This is a genomic window from Propioniciclava sp. LT432, assembly GCF_059515965.1.
The window spans coordinates 41884-67451 of record NZ_JCAKNE010000002.1; the positions used below are offsets into that span (position 1 = coordinate 41884).

Below are 25568 nucleotides of genomic sequence, written 5' to 3' on the forward strand. Positions count from 1 at the left end.
TGCGTCTGATCCCCGGAGAGGGGGGGGCATGGTGTTTTTGGGGGGACACGCCACTTCGCATCAGAACGCCCCTGAGGGAGAACGTATGCCTGCCTATGAACGGATCCTGCTGAAGCTTTCGGGGGAGGCGTTCGGGGGTGGCTCGGTCGGCGTGGATCCGGACGTCATCGCGCGCATCGCCGGTGAGATCGCCGAGATCGTGGCCTCGGGTACGCAGGTGGCGATCGTGACCGGTGGCGGCAACTTCTTCCGTGGTGCGCAGCTGCAGCAGCGGGGCATGGACCGTCGCCGCGCCGACTACATGGGCATGCTGGGCACCGTGATGAACTGCCTGGCGCTGCAGGACTTCCTGGAGCAGGCCGGCGTCCCGACCCGCGTGCAGACCGCGATCACCATGGGCCAGGTGGCCGAGCCCTACATCCCGCTCCGCGCCGTCCGCCACCTCGAGAAGGGCCGCGTCGTCCTCTTCGGCGCCGGTTCGGGCATGCCGTTCTTCTCCACCGACACCGTCGCGGCCCAGCGGGCCCTGGAGATCGGCGCCGACGTGCTGCTGATGAGCAAGAACGGCGTCGACGGCGTCTACGACTCCGACCCGCGCACCAACCCCGGGGCGCGTCGCTACGACGAGCTCACGTACACCGAGTTCCTGGCGCAGGACCTCAAGGTGGCCGACGCCACCTCCATCAGCCTGGCGCGGGACAATGGCCTCCCCATGGTCTTCTTCGACCTCGGCGTCCGCGGCAACATCGCGCGGATCGTCAACGGTGAGAAGATCGGGACGACCGTCCACGCCTGAGAAGACCGACACAGACAAGGAACAGCGACGATGATTGCCGACATCATGGCGACCGCCGAACAGAAGATGCACGCCACCATCGAGCACGCGAAGGACGAGCTCGCCGCCATCCGGACCGGGCGCGCCCACCCCGCCATGTTCAACAAGATCATGGTCGACTACTACGGCACACCGACCCCGCTGCAGCAGTTGGCCACCTTCCAGGTGCCGGAGGCCCGCATGGTGCTCATCAGCCCGTTCGACCGCGGCGCGATGAACGCGATCGAGAAGGCCATCCGCGACTCCGACCTGGGTGTCAATCCCGCCAACGACGGCCAGCACGTCCGCATCGTGCTGCCGCAGCTGACCGAGGAGCGCCGCAAGGAGTACATCAAGATGGCGCGGACCAAGGCCGAGGAGGCCCGCATCTCCGTCCGCGCGGTCCGCCGCCACGCCGTCGACAGCGTCAAGAAGCTGGAGAAGGACAAGGAGATCGGCGAGGACGACACCCGCAACGGTGAGAAGCAACTGGACGCGCTGACCAAGAAGTACGAGGAGCAGGTCAATGAGCTGCTGAAGGCCAAGGAAGCCGAGCTGCTCGAGGTCTGATGAGCGCCGCCCAGCCGACAGCACCCGCGCCGAGGAGGCGATCGCCCGGGCGTGACCTCCCGGCCGCGATCGCGGTGGGCGTCGGGCTGATCGCGCTGGTCGTCGTCACCCTCGCGTACTGGCACTGGGGCTTCATCCTGCTGGTGGCGCTCATGCTCAGCCTGGGCGCGACCGAGGTCTACCACGCCCTCAAGCGGCTGGGCATGGACGCGGAGATCGTGCCCATCGTGCTCGGGACGGTCGGGATGGTCGTGGGCACCTACGCCGCCGCGACTGCGCCCGACTATGTGGTGCTGCGGCTGCCGTGGCACTCCGTCCTGCTCGCGTTCCTCGGGGCGACCGTTCTGGCCACCTTGATCGTCAGGTTCCCGCGCGGGCACGAGAACTTCGTCCGGGACGCCTCGGCCTCGGTGTTCATCATCGGGTACATCGCGCTGCTGGGCTCGTTCACCGCGCTCATCCTCGCGGGTGAGAACGGTGCGGCGCGCATGGTCACGTTCCTGCTGTGCGTGGTGGCCAACGACACCGGCGGCTATGCCGTAGGCGTGGTGTTCGGGAAGACCCCCTTGGCGCCCCACATCAGCCCGAAGAAGTCCTGGGAGGGCTTGGGCGGGTCCGTCCTCTTCGCCGTCGTCACGGGGGCCATGCTGGCCCACTTCGTGCTCGGCGTCGCCTGGTGGGTCGGGGTGGTGCTGGGCCTGGTGTGCGTCTTCTTCGGCACCGCCGGGGACCTGATCGAGAGCTCCATCAAGCGGGACGTCGGCATCAAGGACATGAGCTCGATCCTCCCGGGCCACGGCGGCGTCATGGACCGCCTCGATTCCATGCTGGTGGCCGCGGCGCCCGCGTGGTTCGTCATGTATCTGTTGGTCCCGGGCGGGTAACCTCGTCCGCGATGACTGATGGACTGACCGCCGCCGAGCGTGCGCGCGCCGAAGAACTGGACGCCCACGCGCGAGTCGGGCGCACCCTGCCGCTGGTGTTCGACGCACCCCGACGAGGCAAGCCGCCGCGCCACTGGGCCGACCTCGCCCCGGAGGAGCGGCGCACCGCCGTCACCGAGGCGGGCCTCCCGGGCTTCCGCGCCTCGCAGTTCGACAGCCACTACTACGGGCAGGCGAACACGGATCCGAGCACGTGGACTGACCTCCCTGCGTCCCTGCGTGAGCAGGTGGGGGCGACGTTCTTCCCCGACCTGTTGCACGAGGTGCGCGCCCAGACGGCCGATGAGGGCACGACGGTCAAGACGCTGTGGCGCCTGCACGACGGCAACCTGGTCGAGAGCGTCCTGATGGAGTACGGGGTGCCGGGCAAGCGCTCCAGCGGGAGCGGACGCCACCGGGCCACCTTGTGCATCTCGTCGCAGGCGGGCTGCGGCATGGCGTGCCCCTTCTGTGCGACCGGTCAGGGCGGGTTGCAGCGCAACCTGTCCACCGCCGAGATCGTGGCGCAGGTGGTGGCCGCGAGTCGCCGCGTCCGGCTCAACAACATCGTGTTCATGGGCATGGGCGAGCCCATGGCCAACTACAGCGCGATCATGGGCGCGATCCGGCGGATGGTGGGGGACCTGGGCCTCTCCGCCCGTGGCATCACCGTGTCGACGGTCGGGCTGGTCCCGCGCATCGAGAAGCTCGCCACCGAGGGTCTGCCCCTCACCCTCGCGGTCAGCCTGCACGCTCCGGACGACGAACTCCGCGACACCTTGGTGCCCATCAACACCCGCCACAAGGTGGACGAGGTCGTCGATGCCGCCCACCACTACTTCGAGACGACGGGGCGGCGCGTGTCGATCGAGTACGCGCTGATCCGCGACGTGAACGACCAGGCGTGGCGAGCCGACGCGCTGGCCGACTTGCTGACCAAGAAGGGACGCGGCGCCCATTGGGTGCACGTCAATCCCATCCCGCTGAACCCGACGCCGGGCTCGAAGTGGACCGCCTCACGCCGTGTGGACGAGCAGGAGTTCGTGCGGCGCCTGAACTCGCGCGGGATCGCCGCCACCATCCGCGACACCCGTGGCCAGGAGATCGACGGCGCCTGTGGACAGTTGGCCGCCAAGGAGCGCTGAGGGTGGGCGTCTTCTCGCCTCAAGCGAGCAGGTCCAGCACCTCGTCCACGCTGTCGACGAGGTGGATGTGCTCCTCCATCAACCGGCCCTTGGCCAGCGCCTTGACCAGGGGCCAGGCCGGGACGACGCGCGTCCAGTAGTCGCGGCCCAACAGCACCATGGGCCTGATCTCGTGGGTCTCCAGTGCGTAGAAGTTCCGGGTCAGCGCCTGGAAGATCTCCTGCGTGGTGCCCGCGCGGCCGGGTGAGTAGACGAGGCCGGCGCCGCAGAGGCGCAGCAGGATGTCCTCCCGGATCGCGTTGTCGAAGAACTTGGCGATCGCGTTGGCGAACACGTTGGGCGGTTCGTGGCCGTAGAACCAGGTGGGCACTCCGACCGACAGGCGCGAGCAGTCCCACCGGCGCCGGACGTCGAACCCGGAGGCGGCCCACACCTCGGGATCGGGGGTGAACGACGGGATCTCGGCCAGTGCGGCGCAGGCGTCGACGAGGGCGTCGTCCCCGTCGCGGAAGCTGGCACCCAGGTTGGCCGCCTCCATGAGGCCGGGGCCTCCACCGGTGAGAACGAGGTGGCCCGCTTCGGCCAGGCCGTGACCGAGCCGGGCAGCCTGCAGGAACTCGGGCGCGCCGCGCACCACGGAGTGGCCGCCCATCACACCGACACCGGCCCCCGGGTGAGTGACGATGTCGGTGAGCGAGTCGGAGATGAAGTGGTCGTGCAGGGATTGGGCCAGGGTGGCGTCCAGCAGCCCGGAGCGCTTGCCCAGCGTCCAGCCGTAGACCTTGGCGTCCGGTGTGGCGGCGTAGCCCTGGTCGAGCCCGGCGTACAGGTCCTCGGGCGTGTAGAGCCGCGACCGGTAGGCGTCGAACGGCAACTGGGGCAGGCGCGGGAAGACGGCGGCACCCCGCTCGGCGAGGCTCGCCGCGATCCGGTGCTTCAGGCGGCAGCCCAGGAAGAAGGCGTTGTGCACCGGCATCCGCTCGAGGACGTCCCCGCGACCGCGCAGGTCCACGGCCTGGACGATGCAGCCCGCCAGTGACCGCTCGCTGCGCACGTGCTGGTCGAACGCGTCGATGGTCTCGATCTCCCGGCGCATGGTGAGAGACTAGCGGGGTGCGTGACGTCGTGATCCTTGGCTCCACCGGCTCCATCGGCACCCAGGCGCTGGACGTGATCGCGTCCCGCCGGGGCCAGTTCCGCGTGGTGGCCCTCACCGCCGGAGGATCGCAGTTGGGGCTGCTGGCCGAGCAGGTGCGGCAGTTCGAGCCGCGGTTCGTGGGGGTGCCCGGTGAGGAGGCGGCCGAGGCCTTGCGCCCGCTGCTGGTGGGTGTCGACGTGGAGGTGGTCGGAACCGAGGCCAACGAGCGTGCTGCACGCCTGCCCTGCGACGTGGTGCTCAATGCGATCACCGGTGCCGCCGGCCTGCTCGCGACCCTCGCGACCCTCGAGTCGGGCACCACCTTGGCCCTGGCCAACAAGGAGAGCCTCGTCATCGGCGGCAGCCTCGTCACGGACGCCGCCGCGCCCGGTCAGCTCGTCGCCGTCGACTCCGAGCACTCCGCGTTCGCGCAGGCGCTGCGCGCGGGCAAGGCGTCGGAGGTGCGCCGGCTGGTGTTGACGGCGTCCGGTGGGCCGTTCCGGGGCCGGACGCGTGCCGAACTCGCCGATGTGACCCCCGAGCAGGCGATGGCGCACCCGACCTGGTCCATGGGCCGGGTCATCACGATCAACTCCTCGACGCTGGTCAACAAGGGCCTCGAGCTGATCGAGGCCGCGTTGCTGTACGGGGTCGACTACGACGCGATCACGGTGGTGGTCCACCCCACCAGCGACGTGCACTCGATGGTCGAGTACGTGGACGGCGCCACGATCGCCCAGGCGAGCCCGCCCGACATGCGCCTCCCCATCGCGCTCGGCCTGTCCTGGCCCGACCGCGTGCCGGACGCCGCGGCGTCCTATGACTGGTCCCTGCCGCGCGACTGGCACTTCGAACCGCTGGACGACGAGGCGTTCGGGGCCGTCGAGCTGGCGCGCCGCGCCGGACGAGCGGCCGGCACCGCGCCTGCGGTCTACAACGCCGCCAACGAGGTGTGCGTGGATGCCTTCTGCGCCGGCCGGATCGGTTTCTTGGACATCGTGGATACCGTGGAGGCCGTGCTCGACGACCATCTCGCGGGCGGACACGTGCCCGACCCCGACCTCACCGTGGACGCCGTCCTGGCGGCCGACGCGTGGGCCCGTACGCGTGCCGAGGCGCTCTGCGCCGGTGGGGGCCGCTGATGGAGCTGTTCTGGACGATCGTCTTCGGCCTGCTCTTCTTCGGCCTGCTCATGGCCTCGGTGGCTCTCCACGAGGTTGGGCACCTGCTGCCCGGCAAGCTGTTCGGCGTCCGGGTGCCGCAGTACTTCGTGGGTTTTGGGCGCACGCTGTGGTCGACCCGTCGCGGGGAGACCGAGTACGGGGTCAAGTTGTTCCCGCTCGGCGGCTTCGTCCGCCTGCTGGGCATGTACCCGCCGGCCACGCCCGGCGCGAAGCAGACCCGCCTCCAGCGGTTCGCCGACGACGCGCGCAGCTACGAGTGGGATGAGATCACCCCGATCGACGTCGAGGGCGGGCGGCTGTTCTACCAGAAGAAGACCCACCAAAAGCTCATCATCCTGGCCGGCGGCATCACCATGAACCTGCTGCTGGCGTTCCTGCTGTTCTGGGGTGTGACCGGCCTGCACGGCACGTGGCGCCAGCAGCCCGTGGTGCAACGCATCCAGCCGTGCATCATCACCGAGCAGCGGGCGGACATGACCTGCCTCCCGTCCGACCCGCAGACGCCCGCGGCCGCCGCCGGCCTGACCGAGGGCGACCGGATCGTCTCGTTCAACGGCACTCCGATCCATGAGTACGCCGAGCTCACCGCACTCATCCGGGCCAACCTCGACGGGCCCGCGACCATCGTGGTCGAACGCGACGGCCGGCAGGTCACCCTGCCGACGGTGAACACGCGCGTGGCCGACGTCCCGTCCACCCTGGACCCGTCCACGTCGGTCCCGGCCGGCTGGCTGGGCGTGGTACCGACCGTGCAGAAGGAGTACGGCGGTCCCGTCGAGGTGCTCCAGGACATGGGTCGCATGATCGAACAGTCCGCGGTGGCGCTGGTCCAGTTCCCCGTCAAGACCTGGAACGTCGTGGTCGACATGGTGACGGGCCAGCCCCGGGACGTGTACTCGCCGATCAGCATCGTGGGCGCGAGTTCCCTGGCGGGTCAGGCCGCCGTCCAGGATGCGCCGATCGCCGACCGCGCCGCCACCTTCGCGAGCCTGCTCGCGTCGATCAACCTGTTCCTGGCCCTGTTCAACCTGATCCCGTTGCCCCCGCTCGACGGGGGTCACATCGTGGGCGCGCTGTGGGAGTGGCTGCGCCGCACCTTCACCCGCCTGACCGGACGCCCCAACCCGGGCCCGGTCGACACCGCCAAGATGGTGCCGGTGGCCTATGCGGTGGGAGGATTCCTCCTGCTGTGCGGCATCGTCCTCATCATGGCCGACATCGTCTCGCCCGTGAAGATCTTCTGAAGGAGACAACCATGACCGTGAACCTCGGAATGCCCGCCACGCCGCCGCCCGTCCTCGCGCCGCGTCGCCCGACCCGCCGCATCAACGTCGGCAAGGTCCCTGTCGGTGGGGGAGCGCCCATCTCGGTGCAGTCCATGACCACCACCAAGACGACCGACATCAACGCCACGCTGCAGCAGATCGCCGAGTTGACCGCGACCGGGTGCGACATCGTCCGCGTGGCCGTCCCCAGCCAGGACGACGCGGACGTCCTGCACATCATCGCGAAAAAGTCGCAGATCCCCGTGATCGCCGACATCCACTTCCAGCCCAAGTACGTGTTCGCGGCGATCGACGCAGGCTGCGCGGCCGTCCGGGTCAACCCGGGCAACATCAAGCAGTTCGACGACAAGGTGGGCGAGATCGCCAAGGCGGCGGCGGACGCCAGGGTGAGCCTCCGCATCGGCGTCAACGCGGGTTCCCTCGACAAGCGGATCCTCGCGAAGCACGGGGGGCCGACCGCCGAGGCGCTCGTGGAGTCGGCGCTGTGGGAGGCGTCCCTGTTCGAGGAGCACGACTTCCGCGACTTCAAGATCTCGGTGAAGCACCACGACCCGGTCGTCATGGTCAACGCCTACCGCCAACTGTCGGCGCAGTGTGACTACCCGCTCCACCTGGGCGTGACCGAGGCCGGCCCTGCCTTCCAGGGCACGATCAAGAGCTCGGTCGCCTTCGGCGTCCTGCTCGCCGAGGGCATCGGCGACACCATCCGGGTGTCGCTGTCCGCCCCGCCGGTGGAGGAGGTCAAGGTCGGCCAGAAGATCCTCGAGGCGCTCAACCTGCGCCAGCGCCAGATGGAGATCGTCTCCTGCCCCGGCTGCGGCCGCGCGCAGGTCGACATCTGGGGCCTGGCCAACGACGTCACCGACGGCCTGGAGGGCCTGACGGCGCCGCTGCGCATCGCCGTGATGGGCTGTGTCGTCAACGGCCCCGGTGAGGCCCGCGAGGCGGATCTCGGCGTGGCCGCCGGCAACGGCAAGGGCCAGATCTTCATCAGGGGTGAGGTGATCAAGACCGTTCCCGAGTCCGAGATCGTCGCCACCCTCATCGAGGAGGCGAACAAGCTGGCCGCCGACATGGAGCACACCGGCCAGTCCCCGACGGTGAGCGTGGTCTGATGCGGAGCCGGGTCCTGGACGAGGGCGACCACGCCCTCGTCGCCCGGCTGCTGGACGCCGACCCGGTCGGCAACTGCTTCGTCTCCTCCCGAGTGGACGCCGGGGTCCTCCGGCACGAGGGCGCGGGTGAGCTGTGGGGTTACCCGGCCCAGGCCCCCCGATCGTTGTTGCACGTCGGTGCCAACGTGGTCCCGGTCAACGCCGACGAGGAAGCGCTGGACGCGTTCGCGGCGGACCTCGGGCGGTGGAGGAACTTCGTCGCGCTCGTCGGGCCGGTCGAGGCCGCGTTCGGGCTGTGGCACCGACTCGCCGATGCGTGGCCCGAGGTCTACGACCGGGCGCGCATCGTCCGATCGCGCCAACTCCTGATGGCCTGTGCGGCGCCGAGCGCGGTCGAAGCCGACCCCCGCCTGCGTCCGGCACGGTCCTCCGACTTCGAGTCCTACCTGGCCGGTGCGGTGCACATGTACCGGGAGGAACTCGAGGAGGACCCGCTCGCCACCAACCCGATCGGGTATCGCTCCTACGTCCGGTCGCTGATCGAGAAGGGCCGCGCCTACACGGTGGTCGAGGGGGACCGCGTCATCTTCAAGGCCGACCTCGGGGCGGTGTCGTCCCGGGTGGCCCAGGTGCAGGGTGTGTGGGTCGCGCCCGACCTGCGGGGCCGGGGCCTGTCGGTACCCGCCATGGCCGCGGTCACGAACATCATCGTCGAGCAGGGACGGATCGCCTCGCTCTACGTGAACGACTTCAACGCCCCCGCCATCGCCTGCTACCGCCGGGTGGGGTACGACGTGGTCGGGGAACTCGCCTCGATCCTGTTCTGAGAGGAGACTGGGCGCGTGCTCCCACCCCGGATCCCGACAGCCTTGGTAGGCCTCATTCTCCTCACCACCCTGAGCGGCTGCGCCGTGACGCCGGCCGGTGAGGTCGGGGGGTCGGCGGCCCCGACCTCGGCCGGGCCGCCGGCGACGGCGTCCGGGTCGGCCACATCGGACGCCCCGGTGACGCCGGCGAGCGTCCCGCCGCCCGCCACCGCCGCCGCACCGGACGCGGGGGCCGAGCGCCTGACGGTGACGGTGAGCGGGGACCTGCTGTGGCACAAGGGCCTGCTCGCCGACGGCGCCGCGGCGGGCAAGGCGTCCGGGAAGGCCTTCGACTTCGTGCCGCTGTTCGAGCACGTGCGTCCCCTCATCGCGGAGGCCGACGTGTCGCTGTGCCACGTGGAGGTGCCCGTCGCGCCCCCGGGCGTGCGGCCCGGGGGCTACCCGGTCTTCGCCGCCCCGCGCGAGACGATCGACGCGGTGGCCGAGGTCGGCTTCGACTACTGCACCGTCGCGTCCAACCACACGTTCGACCAGGGGTGGGAGGGCGTCGGGGCCACCTTGGGCGCCCTCGACGAGGAGGGCATCGCCCACGCGGGCGCCTACCGCACGCAGGCCGAGGCGGCCGCGGCGCCGGCGATCCACACCACCGCGTCCGGGGTGAAGGTCGCCCTCGTCGCCGGCACGTACACCTCCAACCTGGCCGTGCCGGGTGGGCGGACATGGGCACTCGACCGGCTGGACACCGACCGGATGATCGAGCGTGGCCGGGCGGTCCGGGAGGCCGGGGCGGACCTCGTCCTCGCCGCGATGCACGCCGGCAACGAACACCAGACCAGGCCGAACGACCAGCAGGTGCGGGTCGCCACCACCTTGGCGAAGTCGGGTGTGTTCAACCTCGTGTACGGCCACCATGCCCACGTTCCCCAGCCCTGGGACACGATCGACGGCGTCCCCGTCATCTACGGCGGCGGCAACTTGGTCGCCCAGATGCTGGTCGCCACGCCCCGGGCGTACGAGCAGTACCTGGGGCGGATCACCTTCGAGCGGAAGGGGGAGCGCTTCGAGGTCGTCGCCACCGAGTACGTGCCCCTGCTGATGACGCTGAGCAAGCCGGGTGCGCCCGCGCGCGTCCTCAACGTCACCCAGGCCCTCGCCGAGGGCCGGGGAGACGCAGCGCGTCTGCGGGTCGCCAAGGATCAGGTCGCCAAGGCGGTCGGGCTGCTCGGCGCGGAGGTGACCGAGGTCGGCTGAGGAGGCCGACATCCCCTAGGCTGGGCCTTCGTGATCACACGCATGTCCGAGCTGTTCGTCCGTACCCTCCGCGAGGATCCCGCCGACGCCGAGGTGCCGAGCCACCGCTGGCTCGTCCGCGCGGGCTACGTCCGCCGCGTGGCCCCGGGCATCTACAGCTGGCTGCCCCTGGGCCTGAAGGTCCTGCACCACGTCGAGCGGATCGTGCGCGAGGAGATGGACGCCATCGGCGCGCAGGAGGTGAGGTTCCCCGCCCTCCTGCCCCGCGACCCCTACGAGGCGACCAACCGCTGGACCGAGTACGGCCCCAACCTGCTGCGCCTGACGGACCGCAAGGGCGCCGACATGCTGCTCGGCCCCACCCATGAGGAGATGTTCACCCTCATGGTCAAGGACCTCTACTCCTCCTACAAGGACCTGCCGCTCAGCCTGTACCAGATCCAGACCAAGTACCGGGACGAGGCGCGCCCCCGCGCCGGCCTGCTGCGCGGCCGGGAGTTCGTGATGAAGGACTCGTACTCCTTCGACATCGACGACGCCGGCCTGCAGGCGTCCTACGACCGCCACCGGGAGGCCTACCAGCGCATCTTCGACCGCCTGGGGTTGGTCTACGTCATCGTGTCCGCCACCTCGGGCGCCATGGGCGGCTCCGCGTCGGAGGAGTTCCTGGCCATCGCCGAGGTGGGCGAGGACACGTTCGTCCGCAGCCCGGGCGGGTACGCCGCCAACGTCGAGGCGGTGCGCCGTCCGCTCGCGCCCGAGCAGGACGCCGCCGGCGTCCCGGCCGCCCACGTCGAGGACACCCCGGACTCGCCGACGATCGAATCTCTGGTCGCCCTCAGCAACGAGCGGTACCCGCGCCCCGATCGGCCGTGGGCGGCGTCCGACACCCTCAAGAACGTCCTGTTCATGTTGCGCCACCCCGACGGCAGCCGGACGCCGCTGGCCATCGGCCTGCCCGGTGACCGGGAGGTGGACCCCAAGCGCCTGGAGGCCGCGGTCGAGCCGGCCGAGGTGGAGGCCTTCGGCGACGCCGAGTTCGAGCAGTACCCGCAGCTGGTCAAGGGCTACATCGGCCCCGGTTCGCAGACCGATCGCGCGCTCGGCCTGGACGAGGACGGCAACGGCGTCCGGTACCTCACCGACCCGGCCGTCGTGGCGGGCACCCGGTGGATCACCGGCGCCAACATGCCCGGCCGGCACGTCTACGACCTCGTGTGCGCCCGCGACTTCACCTCGGACGGCGTGGTCGACGTCGCCGAGATCCGCGAGGGCGACCCGGCCCCCGACGGGTCGGGTCCGCTGACCCTGGCGCGTGGCATCGAGATGGGCCACATCTTCCAGCTCGGCCGCAAGTACGCGGACGCGCTGGGCCTGAAGGTCCTCGACCCCAACGGCAAGCTGGTGACGGTCACCATGGGCTCCTACGGCGTCGGCGTCTCGCGCGCGGTCGCCGCCATCGCCGAGGCGACCTGCGACGACAAGGGCCTGGCCTGGCCGCGCAACATCGCCCCGTTCGACGTACACATCGTCGCCACGGGCAAGGACGAGGCGGCACTCGCCTTCGCCTCCAAGCTCGCCCAGCAACTGGACGAGGCCGGCGTGGCCGTGCTGCTCGACGACCGCAAGGCGTCCCCGGGCGTGAAGTTCGCCGACGCCGAACTGCTCGGCATGCCCACCACGGTGGTCGTGGGCCGGACGCTGGCCGACGGCTACGTCGAGGTGCGTGACCGCGCCAGCGGTGCCAAGCAGGAGATGGGCGTCGACATCGTGCTGAACCATGTCGTGGCGCTCGTCCGAGCCTGACGCACTCCGCCGGGGCTTGGCGTGACCGGCCTCGAGCTGCCCCTCCTGACGATCGTCCTCCTCGTCGCGGCCTCCGGGTTGGCGGGCTGGGTGGACTCGATCGTCGGCGGGGGCGGCCTCATCCAGCTGCCTTCGCTGCTGATCGGCCTGCCGGGGGACACGCCGGTCCCGACGGTCGCGGGCACGAACAAGCTCCCCAGTTCCATGGGGACGGCGGTCGCCGTGGTCACCTACCTGCGCAGGGTGCGGATCCCGTGGGGCGCCCTGTTCCCGCTCGTCGCGTTCTCCTACCTGGGGTCGTCGCTGGGCGCGCAGCTCACCCACTTCCTCGACCGGGCCGCGTTCACACCGCTGGTGCTGGGCGCGATCGTGGGTGTGGGTTGGTACACGTGGCGCCGCCCCCACCTCGGGCTCCAGCACGAGGTGAAGCACTCCGGGTGGAGGGGCGTGGCGTGGCTCTCGGCGATCGGGCTCGTCGTGGGCCTGTGGGACGGCTTCATCGGCCCCGGCACGGGTTCGTTCTTCCTGATCCTGATCGTCGCCGTGATGGGCTTCGACTTCCTCACCTCCACGGCCCTGGCCAAGATCGCGAACCTGACCACCAACATCGCCGCCATCGTGGTGTTCGGCCTGTCCGGCAACATCCTGTGGGGCCTGGGCCTCGTGATGGGACTGGCCAACCTCACCGGTGGCTTCCTGGGGGCGTCGATGGCACTGAAGCACGGCAACGGGTTCGTGCGGAAGGTGTTCCTCGTCGTGATCGTCGCGCTGGGGCTCAAGCTGGCGTGGGACATGATCGCGCCCCTGGTCGCCTGATCCCCCGGAGGGTCAGGCGGACGGCAACCCCGGCCACCGCTCCACGAGGCCGCCCCAGCGGGGGACGTCCACGGCGATGTCGCCCAGCGCGTCCGTCAGGAGGGGGCGCAGGGACTCGGGCCCGTGGGCGAGCGTCCTGCCCAGCACGGGGAGTGCGGACGCCTGCAGCCGTGCGGCCAGGGCGCGTCCGGCGTCCGCGTCGCGGGGTCGGTCGACCGCGTACCACGGAGGTGCCGCGGTCGGGGTGGCCGACGCCGACCTGATCCCCGAGGACACCTCGTCGCGCACGCCCGACCAGAAGTCGAGCCGGGAGGCCAGGGCCGTCCGCTCCGTGGTGGTGAGACCGGGGGCGCCGGCGGCGACCTGCAGGCCGTAGAGCGTGGCCGAGGCCGCGTCGAGGGCGGCTTGGGCCGCGGCGTCCGGGGCCTGCGGCGCAGGCAGGCGGACGCCCCGGGCGGGCTCGCGGGCAGCCGTCGGGTCCGGAAGTTGGGCGGCCACGGCCGCGCACCACGCGGACATGGACGCCCACACGATCGGGCGGGCCGTGGCCGTGTCGAGGGCCTGCTCCGCGAAGGCCGCGCGGGCCTGCGCGAAGGCGGCGGCGAGGTCGACGGTCGCGGAGGGGGAGGGAGCGCCCGACATGGTCGGCGACGGCGTCGGGGCTGTCAGGGACACGGCGGGGTACTGGTCGTCCGTGACGCTGAGGGCCCAGCCCACGAGCTCGGCCTGCGCGGCGCTGAGGGGACCGGCCGCGGCGGCGTCCAGCGCTGCGCGCAGTTCGGAGAGGGCCGCGTGGCCGGGCACGCTGGCGTCCGGGTTCGGGGCCGTGGTGGGGGAGGCGGGATCGGGGAGTACGCCGCAGCCGGCGAGCGCCGTCAGGGCGGCGCCGCCCAGCAGGACGCGCCGGCTCAGCAGGACGCGGCGGCTCAGCACGCAGCGAGGCTACACCGACGTCCTCCAGGGCGTCGGGCTAGACTGTCCGGACAATCGCAGGACCACAACAGGAACGGAACTCCCATGAAGGAACAAGCCATTGTCGACGTCGTGGGCCCCGTTGTGGAACGGCACGGGCTCGAGGTCGACCGCATCGAGATCGCCAGCGCGGGCAAGCGCAGCGTCCTGCGGATCTACCTCGACGGAGACGGCCCCGACGGCCGCGGCCCGAGCCTCGAGGAGATCGCGGACGCCACGCGCGCCCTGTCGATCGCCCTCGACGAGTCGGACGCCACCGGGCAGGCCCCGTACACGCTCGAGGTGTCCAGCCGGGGCGTGAGCCGCCCGCTGACCGACCCCAAGCACTACCGACGCAACATCGGACGCCTCGTCGCGCTCACGCTGGCCGACGGCCGGGTGGACGGCCGGATCACGGCCGCCGACGAGTCAGGCGTCGAGGTCGACGTGGCAGGCACGTCCCGTCGCGTCCCGTTCGATGACATCAACAAGGCCGTCGTGCAGGCCGAACTGCGCAAGGACGCCCTTGCGGAGTCCGCCGACGACGACGACGAGGAGGAATGACATGGACATCGACATGGCTGCGCTGCGCTCGCTCGAGCGTGACAAGGACATTCCGATGACGGTGCTCGTCGGCGCGATGGAGGAGGCCATCCTCAACGCCTACGAGAAGTCCCCCGATGCGGTGAAGGGGGCGAAGGTCGAACTCGACACGAAGTCCGGCCGCTTCGCCGTGATGGCACCCGAGACCGACGAGGAGGGCACCGTCGTCGGTTGGTACGAGGACACCCCCGAGGGCTTCGGCCGCGTCGCGGCTGCCACGGCACGCCAAGTGATCTTCCAGCGGCTCCGCGAAGCGGAGGACGAGCAGAAGTTCGGGCACTTCTCGGCGAAGGAGGGCGACATCGTGACCGGCGTCGTCCAGGCCGACCGCGACTCGCGGACGGTCCGCGTCGACCTGGGCCCCCTCGAGGCGATCATGCCCCCGGCCGAGCAGGTGCCGAATGAGTCCTACACGCACGGCCAGCGGCTCAAGGTGTACGTGGTCGCCGTCCGCCGCGAGCCCAAGGGTCCGCAGGTGGTGGTGTCGCGCACGCACCCCAACCTGGTGCACCGCCTGTTCAAGCTCGAGGCGCCCGAGATCGCGTCGGGCGTCGTCGAGATCAAGGCGGTCGCCCGCGAGGCGGGCTTCCGGACCAAGATCGCCGTGGTCAGCCACGACACGAACGTGTCGGCGAAGGGCGCCTGCATCGGTCCCATGGGCCAGCGCGTCCGGGCGGTGATGAACGAGTTGAACGGCGAGAAGATCGACATCATCGACTGGTCCGAGGACGGCGCGAAGTTCGTCGCCGAGGCCCTCAGCCCGGCGAAGGTGTCCTCGGTGATCGTCACGGACCAGTTCGCCAAGGCGGCCCGGGTGATCGTGCCCGACTACCAGCTGTCCCTGGCGATCGGCCGCGAGGGACAGAACGCCCGCCTCGCCGCCCGTCTCACCGGCTGGCGCATCGACATCAGGCCGGACACCCAGCAGGCCTGACCGTCCGCCGGCGAACCACCACGACCGTGCGCCCTCGAAGCTTGAGCCTCGAGGGCGCACGGTCGCTGTCGTCGTGTGCCTGCCCAGGTCAGCGGCGTGGGCCACCACCGCCCATGCCGCCCCCGGGGCCACCGCCGATCACGCCGGCCTCGACGGCCTTCTTGACCGCGTCCGCCTCGGCCTGGGTGAGCTTGCCGTCGGTGACGGCCTGGTCCAGACGGCTCTGCAAAGCCGCCGCCCGTTCGGCGTTCCGTTCGGTCTCGAGCGCGGTCAGCGCCTCGGTGACCTTCGCCTCGTCGACGCCCAAGGCCGTCGCCAACTCCTTGGCCAGCTCGGCGCGACGCTCCTCGGGCGTGGGACGGGTCGTCGTGTCGTCGGCCTGGTGCGCCGCGCGGAGCGCGTCGTGGGCGGTCTGGAGGGCCTCGGAGACCTTGGACTCCTCGAGACCCAACTTCTCGGCCAGAGCCGCGGCGTCCTGCCCCATCATCATGCCGCCGTGGCGTCCGCCCCGGCCCTGCTTGCCCTCGGCCCAGCTTCCCTGACCGGCGTCGGGGCCCGCCGTCGTGGCAGGGCTGGGCGAAGCGGACGGGTCGGCCGCCTGGGCGAGGCTGGCGACACCCGCGACACCGCCGAGGGCCAGTGCGGCGGTACCGAGGGTCAGACCCACCTTCTGGATGCTGTTCATGCTGGTTCCTTTCGCTGACTCCTGCATGGCAACCATTCAGCACCTCCGATCTTTGATCCCACCCGGATCGACCTGTGAGGACCCTGTGAACGTCGGACGGCCGACCCCTCGGGGGCCGGCCGTCCGGTGCGTTCGGGCGACGACGATGGCGCCCGGACAGGTGTGTCAGTGGGCGATCGCCGCGCCGGCGCCGGCGCCGGTCATGGAGCGGACCTCCATTTCCGCGGCCAGCTCCTGGTCGCCCCGCACCGGCGAGGTGATCGTGCCGATCCAGCCGGCCAGGAAGGCCAGCGGCACCGAGACGAGGGCCGGGTTGGTGAGCGGGAACCAGGCGAAGTTGATCGCTTCGCCCAACATCGCGGACTTGGCGCCCGAGATGGCGGGGGAGAAGACGATCAGGACGACCGAGCTGATCAGGCCGGTGTAGATGGACCAGACCGAACCGCGCGTGTTGAAGCGGCGCCAGTACATCGTGTAGAGGATCGACGGCAGGTTCGCCGACGCGGCCACGGCGAAGGCCAGCGAGATCAGGAACGCGATGTTCTGGCCGTTGGCGAGGATGCCGCCCAGGATCGCCAGGACGCCGATGACGACCGACGTGATGCGAGCCACCTTGACCTCCTGTTCGGGGTCGGCCTTGCCGTCCTTCAGGATCGAGTTGTAGACGTCGTGGGCGAACGAGGCGGACGCCGTGATCGTCAGCCCGGCGACCACCGCGAGGATCGTGGCGAACGCGACGCCGGAGATGACGCCCATGAAGATCTCCCCGCCGAGGACGAGCGCCAGCAGGGGGGCGGCCGAGTTGGCGGCACCGGGAGCAGCGAGGATGGTCTGCTGCCCGACGAGCTTGGCCGCGCCCATGCCGAGCACGAGGGTGATCAGGAAGAACACGCCGACCAGGGCGATGGCCCACACCGCGGAGCGACGGGCCTCCTTGGCGGTGGGAACCGTGTAGAAGCGCATCAGCACGTGCGGCAGCCCCGACGGGCCGGCAACCAACGCGATGGCCAGGGACAGGAAGGACAGCTTGGTGACGTCGTTGGCCCCGTACTGCTGCATCGGGACGAGGAGGTCGCTGGTGGTGCCCGCCGCGGTGATGCGGCCCAACGTCGGGTCGAGCGCGGCCGACTGGGCGGCGCCCAGCAGGGAGGACAGGTTGAAGCCCTCGCCCAGCAGGACGATGAACGCCATGACGGCGGCACCGCCGACCAGCAGGACGGCCTTGATCATCTGGACCCACGTGGTGCCCTTCATGCCGCCGATGAGGACGTAGACGACCATGAGGACACCGACCAGCGCGATGACGACGCCCTGCATGGTGCGGTCGGAGACGCCCAGCAGCAGCGCGACGAGGCCACCCGCGCCGGCCATCTGGGCCAGCAGGTACACGAAGGAGATGACCAGGGTGGAGGTGGCGGCGGCGGTCCGGACGGGCTTCTGGTTCATGCGGAAGCTGAGGACGTCGGCCATCGTGTACTTGCCGGTGTTGCGCAACGGCTCGGCCACCAGGAACAGGGCGACGATCCACGCGACGAAGAAGCCGACGGAGTACAACAGGCCGTCGTAGCCGTACAGGGCGATGGCACCCGTGACACCGAGGAAGGCGGCGGCGGACAGGTAGTCGCCCGTGATGGCCAGGCCGTTCTGGCGGCCCGAGAAGGCGGCGCCGCCCGTGTAGAAGTCGGATGCCTTGGACTTCTGGCGCGTCACCGCGATGACGATGCCGAGGGTGGCGAGGACGAAGAGGGCGAAGACCGCGATGTTGATCATCGGGTTGCCGTACTGGGGGGTCTCCAGCAGCATCATGCGCCGGCTCCCTTCTCGAGCTGGGCCTTGAGGGCGCGGGAGGTGGGGTCGATCTTGTCGCTCATGAACCGGACGTACAGGAAGGTCCAGACGTAGACCACGGCGAACTGGGCCAGACCGAGGGTCATCCCAATGTTGAGGTGGCCGAGCAGCGGGGTGGCCATGAAGCCGGCCGCGTAGATGGAGAGCACCACGTAGGTGAAGTAGGACACCAGGCCGGCGACGGTCATCGGGAAAGCGAAGGTGCGGAAGGTGGAGCGGAGGTTCGTGTACTCCGGCGTCTGCGAGACAGCGACGAACGAGGCGGTGCTGGGCTCCTCGTGCGGCTTCTCGGTGTGGACCAGCTCGGGCAGGGGCCAGTGGTCCTCGGGAAGGTGGAACTCGGTGTCGTCGATCCGGGTCTGGCCCGGGGACAGGTCACGGTCTGGCGTCATTGGGGCGCTCCTCACGCGGCCGCGGGGCCGTCGTTGGCCCCATCTTACTCCTCAAGATAGGGCATGTCAGAAAGAATCTCAACGTCGAGATTGTTGGGATCGAATAACTTCCCCGGCGTCGTGCTCGCCGGTTGCTCTGCCGTAGCGGGACAGGCCAGCCACTAGGGTGTGACCGTGCCGATTCGGACCTGCGTGGGCTGCCGCCGTCCCGACGACCAAGAGGCGCTGGTCCGGGTGGCGCACGCGACCTCAGGCTTCGTCATCAGTCGAACGGCCCCCGGACGGGGTGCGTGGTTGCACCCAGGTTGCGCAGCGCTGGCGCTCAAGCGCCGAGCCATCCCTCGCGCCCTGCGAGTGGCCGCGGCGGACCCCGCGGGACTCGCTGAAGTGGCGGCGCAGGTGGACGCGCTGGGTTCTCGCTTGGGCAATTCGGGGGCATAGCCACTACACTCGTGGACGCGCTTCGCGCAGCCGTGCGCGAACACAACCAGAAGGTGGGCTCAACGCTCATGACCACTCGATGAGTACCCAGTAATGAGCATCAACAACTAACTGGCCTGCGCACTCGCGGGCCTGAAGGAGAGTAGTGGCCAAGGTCCGCGTCTACGAACTCGCGAAGGAGTTCGGACTCGAAAGCAAGGATGTCCTCAAGACACTCCAGGACATGGGCGAATACGTCCGGTCCGCATCATCCACGATCGAGCCGCCCGTCGTCCGGCGGCTGACCGAGAAGCTCAAGGGCGGTTCCAAGCCCGGCGGCAGTGCGCCCGCACGGCCCGGTGCACCCGCCTCCGGTGCACGTCCCGCGGCTCCGGGTCCCCGTCCCGGGGCCCCCCGTCCGTCCGCACCCCAGGCGTCCGCACCCCAGTCGGCGCAGCCGGCGGCTCCGCAGTCGGACACGTCGCAGTCGGCCGCTCAGCAGTCGGCCGCTCAGCAGTCGGCCGCTCCGGCGACCCCGGCCCCGCGGCCCGGGGTGCCCGCACCGCGTCCCGCGGCCAGCCAGCAGGCCGCACCGGTCCAGCCGGCCGCGCCGGCCGCACAAGCACCCGCGCCCGCTCCGGCGGACGCGGGGCGCACCGAGGTGGACACCACGCCGGCTCCGGCGGCTCCCGTGCCGTCGGCCGAGCCGCAGGCGCCGGAGGCTGCGCCCCCGCATGCCCCGGGCCAGCGTCCGGGTGCCCCCGGTCCGCGTCCAGGCGCTCCGGCGTCGCGTCCGGCCGCCGGCCGGGCACCCGCTCCGGGTCCCCGTCCGGCCGCTCCCGGTCCGCGTCCGGGTGCCCCGCGTCCCGGCGCCCCCGGCCCCCGTCCCGGTGGCACCGGAGGCCTGCCCGGCCAGCGTCAGGGGCGTCCGTCGGGCGCACCGCGACCCGGCAACAACCCCTTCGCCCCCAGCCAGGGCATGGGCGTTCGTCGCCCGCGCCCGGAGGGGCCGGGTGGCGCCCCGCGTCCGGGTGGCCCCGGCGCTGCGGGGCGTCCCGGTCCGCGTCCGGGTGGCGAGGGCGGCGCTCCGCGCATGCCCCGTCCGGGTGGCACGGGCGGGTTGCCCGGTATGCCTCGTCCGAACCCGGCCATGATGCCCAAGCAGGCCTCGAACCAGCTGAGCCCCGCGGGTGCCCGTCCGAGCCGCCCCGGCGGTGCGGGTGGTCCCGGCCGTGGTCGTCCCGGTGGTGCCGGTGGCGGCCGTCCCGGCATGGGTGGCGGTCCCTCGACCGGACCCGTCGGCGGCGGTGGTCGCGGTCGCGGCGGTCGCGCCGGCAGCACCCAGGGCGCCTTCGGCCGTGGGGGAGGCCCCGCGCGCCGTGGTCGCAAGAGCAAGAAGGCGCGTCGTGCAGAGTTCGACCAGATGGAGGCGCCGTCGATCGGCGGCGTGCGCATCCGGCAGGGTGATGGCGCGAAGGTCCGCCTGCGCCGTGGCGCGTCCCTGACGGACCTCGCCGAGAAGATCGGCGTCGAGCCGGCGTCCTTGGTGCAGGTGCTGTTCCACCTGGGCGAGATGGTCAACGCCACGCAGTCCGTGGCCGACGAGACGCTCCAGGTGCTGGGTGCCGAGCTGAACTACGACATCGAGGTGGTCAGCCCCGAGGACGAGGATCGCGAGCTGCTCGAGTCCTTCGACCTGGAGTTCGGTGAGGACTTCGGCGATGAGGATGACCTCGTGTCGCGTCCGCCGGTGGTCACCGTCATGGGTCACGTCGACCATGGCAAGACCAAGCTGCTGGACGCGCTGCGCCACGCCAACGTGGTGGCGGGCGAGGCGGGTGGCATCACCCAGGCGATCGGTGCCTATCAGGTGGCGGCGGAGGTCGGCGGCGACGAGCGCCGGATCACCTTCATCGACACCCCGGGCCACGAGGCCTTCACCGCCATGCGTGCCCGCGGTGCCAAGTCGACCGACATCGCGATCCTCGTGGTCGCGGCCGACGACGGTGTGATGCCGCAGACGATCGAGGCGCTCAACCACGCCCGTGCGGCCGAGGTGCCGATCGTGGTCGCGGTCAACAAGGTCGACAAGGAGACCGCCGACCCCGTCAAGGTGCGCGGCGAGCTCACCGAGTACGGCCTCATCCCCGAGGAGTACGGCGGCGACACCATGTTCGTCGACGTCTCGGCGGTCACCCGTCAGGGCCTCGACAGCCTGCTCGAGGCCGTCATCCTCACGGCGGACGCTGCGCTCGACCTGCGTGCCAACCCGGACATGCCCGCCCAGGGCGTGGCCATCGAGGCGCACCTCGACAAGGGTCGCGGCCCCGTCGCGACCGTCCTGGTGCACCGCGGCACGCTGCGCACCGGCGACTCGATCGTCGCCGGCTCGGCCCATGGTCGCGTCCGCGCGATGATCACCGACACCGGTGAGACCGTCGACGAGGCCCTGCCCTCGATGCCGGTCCAGGTGCTCGGCCTGACGTCGGTGCCCGGTGCGGGTGACAACTTCCTGGTCGTCGAGGACGACCGGATGGCCCGCCAGATCGCCGACAAGCGGGAGGCCCGCCGTCGTGCGGCGCTGCTCGCCAAGACGACCCGGCGCAAGACCCTCGACCAGCTGTTCGAGCAGTTGGAGAAGGGCGAGACGCAAGAGCTCAAGCTCATCCTCAAGGGCGACTCGGCCGGTTCGGTCGAGGCGCTGGAGGACTCGCTGGCCAAGATCGAGGTCGCCGACGAGGTGTCGCTGCGCGTCATCGATCGTGGCGTCGGTGCGATCACCGAGACCAACGTCTCGCTGGCCGCGGCGTCCGACGCCGTGATCATCGGCTACAACGTCCGCGCGCAGGGCAAGGCCACGCAGATGGCGGACGCCGAGGGCGTCGACATCCGCTACTACTCGGTCATCTACGCCGCGATCGAAGAGGTGGAGGCCGCCCTGAAGGGCATGCTGAAGCCGATCTTCGAGGAGAAGACGATGGGGCAGGCGGAGATCCGCGAGATCTTCAAGAGCTCCAAGTTCGGCACGATCGCCGGGTGCATGGTGCTCGAGGGCCACATCAAGCGCAACGCCAAGGCCCGCCTCATCCGCGACGGCGTGGTCATCACCGAGACGTCCATCGCGTCGCTGCGGCGCGAGAAGGACGACGTCACCGACGTCCGCGAGGGCTACGAGTGTGGTCTCACGCTCGCGCACTACAACGACATCAAGAACGGGGACATCGTCGAGACGTACGAGATGGTGGAGAAGCCGAGGGATTGATTCGTGTGTGGGGGGCGGGATCCGGGGTCCGGTCCCGCCCCCTTCGCCTCGGCTGCTCCTTCGTCGCGCGCCGATCCTCAGGATGCCCGACCGAACCCAGGCTGGACCCCGGACCCCGCCCCCTCGACGCGCTGAACCGAGCAGGGTGGGTGGGTCACTAGAATTCAACATCCGAACCGAGCACAGGAGGATCCCATGGGAAACCCCCGCTACATCAAGGTGGCCGAACAGATCAAGGTGATCGTCGCGGAGCTCCTCGAGCGGCGCATCAAGGATCCCCGGCTGAGCGACTTCGTGACGATCACCGACGTGCGCCTCACCGGTGATGGCCGTGAGGCCACCGTGTTCTACACCGTCCTGGGCGGTGAGGAGCAGCGCGCCGGCACGGCCGCGGCGCTGGCGTCCGCCAACGGCATGATCCGCTCGACGGTCGGCAAGCAGCTCGGCATGAAGTTCACCCCGACCATCGCGTTCGTGCTGGACGCCGTCCCCGAGACCGCCGCCGAGATGGAGGCACTCCTGGCCAAGACCCGCGCCTCGGACGCCGACCTGGCGGCCCGCTCGGCGGGGGCCGAGTACGCCGGGGACGCCGACCCGTACAAGAAGCCCCACGAGGACACCGACGACGACCTCGGCGACGAGGCCTGAGCCGGTGGTCGAACCGTCCCTGCTCGTCGTCGACAAGCCGGCGGGGATCACCAGCCACCAGGTCGTGGCGCGCGCCCGGCGTGCGCTGGGGACGAAGAAGGTCGGCCACGCCGGCACGCTGGATCCGATGGCCACGGGCGTGCTGGTCCTCGGCGTGGAGAAGGGGACCCGCCTGCTCGGCCACCTCCTGCTGACCACCAAGACCTACGAGGCGACCATCCGCCTCGGTCAGGCGAGCACCACCGACGACGCCGACGGCGAGGTGGTCCACGCGCCGGGCGCCACCCTCGCCGACGTCGGGCCGCGGCTGCAGGTAGCCGTCGCGGCGCTGACGGGCGTGATCCGGCAGGTGCCGAGCAGTGTGTCCGCGATCAAGGTGAACGGCCAGCGGGCGTACGCCCTCGTGCGCAAGGGCGAGGAGGTCGAGTTGGCGGCGCGCGAGGTCACCGTCACGCGCTTCGACGTCCGGGACGTGCGCCCGGGGTCGGTTGACGACCTCCCGGTCGTCGACGTCGACGTGGTGGTCGACTGCTCCTCGGGCACTTACATCCGGGCGTTGGCCCGCGACCTCGGGGCGGCCCTCGGCGTGGGTGGCCACCTCACGTCCCTGCGCCGGACGCGTGTGGGGCCGTTCGGGCTCGAGCACGCGACCTGGGACGGCGAGCTGGCCCAGCTCGAGCGTGGGGAGTTGTTCGACGTGCGGCCGTATCCGCTGGCGGCCATCGCCCCGCTGGCGTTCGCCACGGTCGAGGTGGACGACGTCGCCGCCCGCGACATCGGGTACGGGCGTTCCCTGGGCCTGTCGGTGCCCGCCGACCCGACCGCGCTCGTCCACGAGGGGCGCCTGCTGGCGCTGTACCGGCCCGCTGACGGTGGTAGCGCGCCGGTCGCGGTGCTGACGTGAGCCGGACGCGTTGTAGGGTGTTCGCGCGGCAAGGCGGAGGGAGCAGGCGTTGACAGGGTCCGTGGTGGTCATCGGCAACTTCGACGGCGTGCACCCCGGGCACCAACAGGTGCTCCGCAGGGCCAAGGAGCTCGAGCCGGGCGTGCCGCTCGTGGTGCTCACGTTCTGGCCGCACCCCGCGTCCGTGGTCCGGCCGGACGGCGGGCCCAAGCTGCTCACCAACCTCGACGACCGGGTGGCCCTCCTGCGTGACGCCGGCGCCGACGAGGTGCGCGTCATCGACTTCACCCGCGAGCTGTCGCGGCAGAGCCCGGCCGAGTTCGTGGACTCACACATCATGCCCCTGGAGCCGCGGCGCGTCGTGGTGGGGGAGAACTTCCGCTTCGGGCACAAGGCGTCCGGTGACGTGGCGACGCTCACCGAACTGGGGGAGGGCCGCTTCGCGGTCACCGGCCTGCCGCTGGTCCACTTCGGGGACGAGGAGACGTGCAGTTCGGGGGTGCGCGCGGCCCTCGAGGCCGGCGACGTCCGGCACGCCGCCGAACTGCTGGGACGCCCGTTCCGCTTCCGTGGGGTCGTCCGCCACGGCGACAAGCGCGGGCGCGAGTTGGGGTTCCCGACCGCCAACCTCCCCGTGCCGCCCGACTTCGCCTGCCCGGCCGACGGCGTGTACGCCGGCTGGGTCACCCGCCTGGACGGCCTGGACGGGCAGGGGGACCGGCTGCCTGACGGCGAGCCCGCCCCGGCCTGGCCCGCCGCGATCTCGGTCGGCTCCAACCCGACGTTCGATGGTGTCGAACGCCGGGTGGAGAGCTTCGTGCTGGACCGCGACGACCTCGAGCTCTACGACGCCCCGATCGCCGTGGACTTCTGCGCGCGCATCCGGGGGCAGGTGCGCTTCTCGGGGGTGGCAGACCTCATCAGGCAGATGGACGCCGACGTCGCCGCCACCCGCCGGGCCCTGGCCGACCATCCCTGCGCCTGACCCCTTCCCTCGCCGGTCCTGATCGGCGCACACTGGGGGCATGGAGCTCATCGGGTTCCTGGCGGTCGCGGTGCTGACCTTCGTCGGCATCCTGCGCATGAACGTGAGCCGGAGCCGCCGCCCGGCCATCCCGGACGTCCTGCCCGCCGACGTCGCGGAGTTGGACGCCGTCGCGCAGCGCCTGCTGTGGGAGCGCCTCACCCAACGGTCGACCACGCTGGCCTCCCGCCTGCGCACCATCCTGAGCAGGCGGATCCCCGCGCGCGGTCTCGTCCCCGGCCCCCAGGGAGGCCCGTGGACGTTGCTGTTCGCCGACGGGACGGCCCTCGCGGTCACCGCCCGGCGGCCGGGCGACCTCACGGAGATGCTGGTCAGCCTCGTGCGAGGCCGGGCGACCCTGCTGGGCCATCGGTTCGAGGGGGACGACGTCGTCCTGGAGTTCGCGACCGACAACCGGCTCGTCCACCTGACGGCCGTCGCGGCGGCGTGAGGAACGGACGAGGGCCCCACCCCGAGCAGGGTGGAGCCCTCGTGAGCCGGCCGGCGTGTCAGCGGACGGTCAGCGACTTGCGGTAGATGGCCTCGATCGGGTCGTCGGTGCCGACGCCCTCGCCGTCGATCACGGACATGTTGATCGCACTGCGGTGGTCGCCGGTCGGGGCGTAGCCCAGACCGATGTAGAGCGGGATGGCGGCCGGGTTGTCCGGCGTGACGCCGAGGAAGACCTCGTTGTAGCCGAGTTCGCGGGCGAGCTCCTCCAGGTGGCTCGTGAGCACCGCGCCCAAACCCTTCCGGCGCGCCTCGGGGACGACCCAGAGCAACTTCATCTCGGGGACCAGGACGGTCTCGTCGCTGTCGCGGCAGTCGAGGATGACGCGGCCGGAGACCTTGCCGTCGACGAACCCGACCACGACGTAGAAGTCGCCCGCGGCCTGCATGTCCAAGTAGGACGCCGACAGGCCCTTGGTCTTGGTCGTCTCGTTGGCCTCCAACGCGGACAGGTCGTCGGCCGTCGCAAGCCGCGTCTCGATGGACGGGGTCTTGGGTGCCTCGGTCATGTC

Annotated in this window: 24 protein-coding genes and 1 pseudogene; 19 read left to right on the forward strand and 6 right to left on the reverse strand. The window is 70.9% G+C overall.

Annotated features, from left to right (window positions below; all coding sequences use genetic code 11):
• Positions 1–85 precede the first annotated feature (85 nt).
• From pyrH to rlmN, 4 genes are read left to right on the forward strand one after another with little or no spacing between them, the layout of a single operon-like run.
• The gene (pyrH, locus tag AC5YDV_RS01250; RefSeq protein ID WP_496181787.1) at positions 86–796 is read left to right on the forward strand and encodes a UMP kinase; all 711 of its coding nucleotides are present in this window, start codon (positions 86–88) and stop codon (positions 794–796) included.
• A gap of 30 nt (positions 797–826) precedes the next feature.
• Positions 827–1384 (forward strand): ribosome recycling factor, encoded by a 558-nt coding sequence (frr, locus tag AC5YDV_RS01255; RefSeq protein WP_496181788.1) that lies wholly within the window; start codon positions 827–829, stop codon positions 1382–1384.
• Positions 1384–2268: a phosphatidate cytidylyltransferase gene (locus AC5YDV_RS01260; RefSeq protein WP_496181789.1), complete on the forward strand. Its 885-nt coding sequence runs from the start codon at positions 1384–1386 to the stop codon at positions 2266–2268. The genes frr and AC5YDV_RS01260 overlap by 1 nt, the downstream gene beginning before the upstream one ends.
• Positions 2269–2279: 11 nt before the next feature.
• A complete protein-coding gene (gene rlmN, locus AC5YDV_RS01265) occupies positions 2280–3452 on the forward strand; it encodes a dual-specificity RNA methyltransferase RlmN (RefSeq protein WP_496181790.1) in 1173 nt (390 codons plus the stop codon).
• 19 nt (positions 3453–3471) lie between these two features.
• On the opposite strand, the gene AC5YDV_RS01270 is transcribed toward rlmN, so the two are convergent.
• Entirely contained in the window at positions 3472–4548 is a 1077-nt protein-coding gene (locus AC5YDV_RS01270; protein ID WP_496181791.1) for an LOG family protein, read from the reverse strand.
• 17 nt (positions 4549–4565) lie between these two features.
• On the opposite strand from AC5YDV_RS01270, the gene dxr reads away from it, so the two are divergent.
• Genes dxr through AC5YDV_RS01305 form a run of 7 tightly spaced genes read left to right on the forward strand, consistent with a single transcriptional unit; the run spans position 4566 to position 12875 of the window.
• Complete coding sequence (gene dxr, locus AC5YDV_RS01275; RefSeq protein ID WP_496181792.1) at positions 4566–5732, forward strand: 1-deoxy-D-xylulose-5-phosphate reductoisomerase; 1167 nt, start codon at positions 4566–4568, stop codon at positions 5730–5732.
• The gene (locus AC5YDV_RS01280) at positions 5732–7018 is read left to right on the forward strand and encodes a M50 family metallopeptidase (RefSeq protein ID WP_496192322.1); all 1287 of its coding nucleotides are present in this window, start codon (positions 5732–5734) and stop codon (positions 7016–7018) included. The genes dxr and AC5YDV_RS01280 overlap by 1 nt, the downstream gene beginning before the upstream one ends.
• Before the next feature lie 11 nt (positions 7019–7029).
• A complete protein-coding gene (gene ispG / locus AC5YDV_RS01285; RefSeq protein ID WP_496181794.1) occupies positions 7030–8175 on the forward strand; it encodes a flavodoxin-dependent (E)-4-hydroxy-3-methylbut-2-enyl-diphosphate synthase in 1146 nt (381 codons plus the stop codon).
• Entirely contained in the window at positions 8175–9002 is an 828-nt protein-coding gene (locus AC5YDV_RS01290; protein ID WP_496181795.1) for a GNAT family N-acetyltransferase, read from the forward strand. Before ispG ends, AC5YDV_RS01290 begins: the two co-directional genes overlap by 1 nt.
• 15 nt (positions 9003–9017) lie before the next feature.
• On the forward strand, positions 9018–10253 hold the full coding sequence (locus AC5YDV_RS01295) for a CapA family protein (RefSeq protein WP_496181796.1): 1236 nt from the start codon (positions 9018–9020) through the stop codon (positions 10251–10253).
• A 30-nt stretch (positions 10254–10283) separates the two neighbouring features.
• Complete coding sequence (locus AC5YDV_RS01300) at positions 10284–12059, forward strand: proline--tRNA ligase (RefSeq protein WP_496181797.1); 1776 nt, start codon at positions 10284–10286, stop codon at positions 12057–12059.
• 21 nt (positions 12060–12080) lie between these two features.
• Positions 12081–12875 (forward strand): sulfite exporter TauE/SafE family protein, encoded by a 795-nt coding sequence (locus AC5YDV_RS01305; RefSeq protein ID WP_496181798.1) that lies wholly within the window; start codon positions 12081–12083, stop codon positions 12873–12875.
• 12 nt (positions 12876–12887) lie between these two features.
• Here AC5YDV_RS01305 and AC5YDV_RS01310 read toward each other — a convergent pair whose 3' ends face one another.
• The gene (locus AC5YDV_RS01310) at positions 12888–13808 is read right to left on the reverse strand and encodes a hypothetical protein (RefSeq protein ID WP_496181799.1); all 921 of its coding nucleotides are present in this window, start codon (positions 13806–13808) and stop codon (positions 12888–12890) included.
• Between the two features lie 84 nt (positions 13809–13892).
• Between AC5YDV_RS01310 and rimP the strand changes: the two genes are divergently transcribed.
• Entirely contained in the window at positions 13893–14390 is a 498-nt protein-coding gene (gene rimP / locus AC5YDV_RS01315) for a ribosome maturation factor RimP (RefSeq protein WP_496181800.1), read from the forward strand.
• 1 nt (position 14391) lies between these two features.
• Positions 14392–15363, forward strand: a complete 972-nt coding sequence (gene nusA / locus AC5YDV_RS01320) for a transcription termination factor NusA (protein WP_496181801.1) — start codon at positions 14392–14394, stop codon at positions 15361–15363.
• A gap of 88 nt (positions 15364–15451) precedes the next feature.
• Here nusA and AC5YDV_RS01325 read toward each other — a convergent pair whose 3' ends face one another.
• The 3 genes from AC5YDV_RS01325 to AC5YDV_RS01335 all read right to left on the reverse strand — a co-directional run bounded on the left by AC5YDV_RS01325 (position 15452) and on the right by AC5YDV_RS01335 (position 18288).
• On the reverse strand, positions 15452–16048 hold the full coding sequence (locus AC5YDV_RS01325; RefSeq protein ID WP_496181802.1) for a hypothetical protein: 597 nt from the start codon (positions 16046–16048) through the stop codon (positions 15452–15454).
• 165 nt (positions 16049–16213) lie between these two features.
• On the reverse strand, positions 16214–17854 hold the full coding sequence (locus AC5YDV_RS01330) for a monocarboxylic acid transporter (protein WP_496181803.1): 1641 nt from the start codon (positions 17852–17854) through the stop codon (positions 16214–16216).
• Positions 17851–18288 (reverse strand): DUF485 domain-containing protein, encoded by a 438-nt coding sequence (locus AC5YDV_RS01335; protein WP_496181804.1) that lies wholly within the window; start codon positions 18286–18288, stop codon positions 17851–17853. Before AC5YDV_RS01335 ends, AC5YDV_RS01330 begins: the two co-directional genes overlap by 4 nt.
• Before the next feature lie 192 nt (positions 18289–18480).
• Between AC5YDV_RS01335 and AC5YDV_RS01340 the strand changes: the two genes are divergently transcribed.
• The 6 genes and pseudogenes from AC5YDV_RS01340 (at position 18481) to AC5YDV_RS01365 (ending at position 24997) form a co-directional block, all read left to right on the forward strand.
• Positions 18481–18729 carry a YlxR family protein gene (locus AC5YDV_RS01340; RefSeq protein WP_496181916.1) on the forward strand — a complete coding sequence of 83 codons (249 nt, stop codon included), beginning with the start codon at positions 18481–18483 and terminating at the stop codon, positions 18727–18729.
• A gap of 145 nt (positions 18730–18874) precedes the next feature.
• On the forward strand, positions 18875–21970 hold the full coding sequence (infB, locus tag AC5YDV_RS01345; protein WP_496181805.1) for a translation initiation factor IF-2: 3096 nt from the start codon (positions 18875–18877) through the stop codon (positions 21968–21970).
• A gap of 195 nt (positions 21971–22165) precedes the next feature.
• Positions 22166–22618, forward strand: a complete 453-nt coding sequence (rbfA, locus tag AC5YDV_RS01350; protein WP_496181806.1) for a 30S ribosome-binding factor RbfA — start codon at positions 22166–22168, stop codon at positions 22616–22618.
• Positions 22619–22622: 4 nt separating this feature from the next.
• Positions 22623–23522: a tRNA pseudouridine(55) synthase TruB gene (gene truB, locus AC5YDV_RS01355; RefSeq protein WP_496181807.1), complete on the forward strand. Its 900-nt coding sequence runs from the start codon at positions 22623–22625 to the stop codon at positions 23520–23522.
• 43 nt (positions 23523–23565) lie between these two features.
• Positions 23566–24507: pseudogene (locus AC5YDV_RS01360) on the forward strand (bifunctional riboflavin kinase/FAD synthetase); the annotation flags it as partial.
• 40 nt (positions 24508–24547) lie between these two features.
• Positions 24548–24997, forward strand: a complete 450-nt coding sequence (locus AC5YDV_RS01365; RefSeq protein ID WP_496181808.1) for a hypothetical protein — start codon at positions 24548–24550, stop codon at positions 24995–24997.
• Between the two features lie 58 nt (positions 24998–25055).
• Here the strand turns inward: AC5YDV_RS01365 and AC5YDV_RS01370 are convergent, their stop codons facing one another.
• Positions 25056–25565 (reverse strand): GNAT family N-acetyltransferase, encoded by a 510-nt coding sequence (locus AC5YDV_RS01370; protein WP_496181809.1) that lies wholly within the window; start codon positions 25563–25565, stop codon positions 25056–25058.
• Between the last annotated feature and the right edge of the window lie 3 nt (positions 25566–25568).

Coding starts and splice junctions, on each gene's coding strand:
- AC5YDV_RS01290 (WP_496181795.1), top strand. CDS start 8,175: ATGCGGAGCCGGGTCCTGGACGAGGGCGACCACGCCCTCGTCGCCCGG.
- AC5YDV_RS01370 (WP_496181809.1), bottom strand. CDS start 25,565: ATGACCGAGGCACCCAAGACCCCGTCCATCGAGACGCGGCTTGCGACG.
- AC5YDV_RS01280 (WP_496192322.1), top strand. CDS start 5,732: ATGGAGCTGTTCTGGACGATCGTCTTCGGCCTGCTCTTCTTCGGCCTG.
- rbfA (WP_496181806.1), top strand. CDS start 22,166: ATGGGAAACCCCCGCTACATCAAGGTGGCCGAACAGATCAAGGTGATC.
- rimP (WP_496181800.1), top strand. CDS start 13,893: ATGAAGGAACAAGCCATTGTCGACGTCGTGGGCCCCGTTGTGGAACGG.
- nusA (WP_496181801.1), top strand. CDS start 14,392: ATGGACATCGACATGGCTGCGCTGCGCTCGCTCGAGCGTGACAAGGAC.
- AC5YDV_RS01325 (WP_496181802.1), bottom strand. CDS start 16,048: ATGAACAGCATCCAGAAGGTGGGTCTGACCCTCGGTACCGCCGCACTG.
- AC5YDV_RS01335 (WP_496181804.1), bottom strand. CDS start 18,288: ATGACGCCAGACCGTGACCTGTCCCCGGGCCAGACCCGGATCGACGAC.
- AC5YDV_RS01270 (WP_496181791.1), bottom strand. CDS start 4,548: ATGCGCCGGGAGATCGAGACCATCGACGCGTTCGACCAGCACGTGCGC.
- frr (WP_496181788.1), top strand. CDS start 827: ATGATTGCCGACATCATGGCGACCGCCGAACAGAAGATGCACGCCACC.
- ispG (WP_496181794.1), top strand. CDS start 7,030: ATGACCGTGAACCTCGGAATGCCCGCCACGCCGCCGCCCGTCCTCGCG.
- pyrH (WP_496181787.1), top strand. CDS start 86: ATGCCTGCCTATGAACGGATCCTGCTGAAGCTTTCGGGGGAGGCGTTC.
- AC5YDV_RS01330 (WP_496181803.1), bottom strand. CDS start 17,854: ATGATGCTGCTGGAGACCCCCCAGTACGGCAACCCGATGATCAACATC.
- rlmN (WP_496181790.1), top strand. CDS start 2,280: ATGACTGATGGACTGACCGCCGCCGAGCGTGCGCGCGCCGAAGAACTG.
- AC5YDV_RS01260 (WP_496181789.1), top strand. CDS start 1,384: ATGAGCGCCGCCCAGCCGACAGCACCCGCGCCGAGGAGGCGATCGCCC.
- AC5YDV_RS01365 (WP_496181808.1), top strand. CDS start 24,548: ATGGAGCTCATCGGGTTCCTGGCGGTCGCGGTGCTGACCTTCGTCGGC.